The sequence below is a fragment of the Streptomyces specialis genome (genome assembly GCF_001493375.1).
GTDB classification, from domain to species: domain Bacteria; phylum Actinomycetota; class Actinomycetes; order Streptomycetales; family Streptomycetaceae; genus Streptomyces; species Streptomyces specialis.
Map to the genome: position 1 here is coordinate 1 of NZ_LN929856.1, position 1,671 is coordinate 1,671.

The window sequence follows — 1,671 nt, forward strand, 5'->3', positions numbered from 1 at the left end:
GCCCCGGCCCCGGCGCCCGTGGTGGCGGCCGTCGAGCCGCCGCGCTGGCTGGTGGACCTGTTCGCCGACGTCCTCGGCATGCCCGCCGCCGCGCTCGATCCCACGGCGCTCTTCGGGGACCTGGGCGTGGAGTCCGTCATGCTCGGGGAGCTGGTGCGGCGCGTCGAGAGGGAGATCGGGCGGAGCGTGGAGCCTTCCGCGCTGCTGGACCATCCGACGCTGAGCCGCCTGGCCCGCCATCTGGAGTCCTTCGCGCCCCCGGCCGCCGCGAACGCCGCCCCGGTCGCGGTCACGGCCGCCGCCCGGCCCGGGGAACCGGACGGGCCCGGGGAGCGGATCGCCGTCATCGGCATGGACTGCCGCTTCCCCGGTGCCCCGGACGCGGACGCGTTCTGGCGGTTGCTCGCCTCCGGCACCTGCGCCGTCACCGAGGTGCCCGCCACCCGCTGGGACACCGCCGCCCTGTACGACCCGGTCCACGCGCCGGGGCGGAGCATCAGCCGCTGGGGCGGATTCCTCGACGGCATCGAGGACTTCGACGCGCGGCACTTCGGCCTCACCGACGAGGAGACGGACTGTCTGGACCCCGCGCTGCGGCTGGTGCTGGAAGGGACCGCCAACTGCCTCGCCGACGCCGGTTACCGGCCCGGGGAGGTCGAGGGCCGGGACGTCGGCGTATTCGTCGGCACCCGCCTGTCCCGTTACGGCGACCGCATCGGCGTACGGCCCGGCCCGGCCGCGCTGGGCGGGGACCAGAACTTCGCGGCGGCCCGCGTCGCGCACCACTTCGACCTGCGCGGGCCGAGCCTGGTCGTGGACAGCGCCTGCTCCTCGGCGCTGGTCGCGATCCAGCAGGCGTGCCGCAGCCTGCGCGCGGGCGAGTCCGAACTCGCCTTCGTCGCCGGGGTGGACATCCTGCTGGACGAGCGGCCCTACCTGGAGTTCAGCGCGGCACGGGCGCTGTCCCCGACGGGCCGCTGCGCCACGTTCGACCGGTCGGCCGACGGGTTCGTGCCCGGCGAGGGCTGCGGCGTCGTGCTGCTGAAACCGCTGGAACGCGCGCTGGCCGACGGCGATCGCGTGCACGCGGTCATCGAGGCGGTGGCCGTCACCAACGACGGCCGGACCATGGGCCTCACCACGCCGAACCCGGCGGCCCAGGCGCGGGCGGTCCGCCGCGCGCTGGACCGGGCCGGCCTGACCGCCGACCGGATCGGCCTGGTGGAGGCGCACGGCACCGGCACGATGATCGGCGACCCGATCGAACTGCGGGCGCTGACCGACGTGTTCCGGGAGACCACTGCGGACTCCGGGTTCTGCGCGATCGGTTCGGTGAAGTCCAACATCGGTCACCTGCTCAGCGCGGCCGGAATCGCCGGGCTGGCCAAGGCCGTTCTCGCGCTGCGGCACGCCCAGGTGCCGCCGACGCTGTTCTGCGACGAGCCCAACCCGCGTTTCGACTTCGCCTCGTCGCCCTTCGTCCCGAACACCGGGCTGCGGGAGTGGCCCGCGCCGCCGGACGGCGCGCCGCGCGCCGCCGGGGTCAGCGCGTTCGGGCTCGGCGGCACCAACGCGCACCTCGTGGTCACCGAGCCGCCCCGGCCCGCGCGCGGCGGTGTGCGCGAGCCGCTGCCCCGGCCCCGGTACCGGCGGCGCCGCCACTGGCTGGAC

Annotated in this window: 1 protein-coding gene; it reads left to right on the top strand. The window is 76.0% G+C overall.

What is annotated here, in order from left to right:
• The coding region (locus tag BN2279_RS09545) for a beta-ketoacyl synthase N-terminal-like domain-containing protein (RefSeq protein ID WP_234347693.1) at positions 1-1,671 on the top strand (1,671 nt) is incomplete at both ends.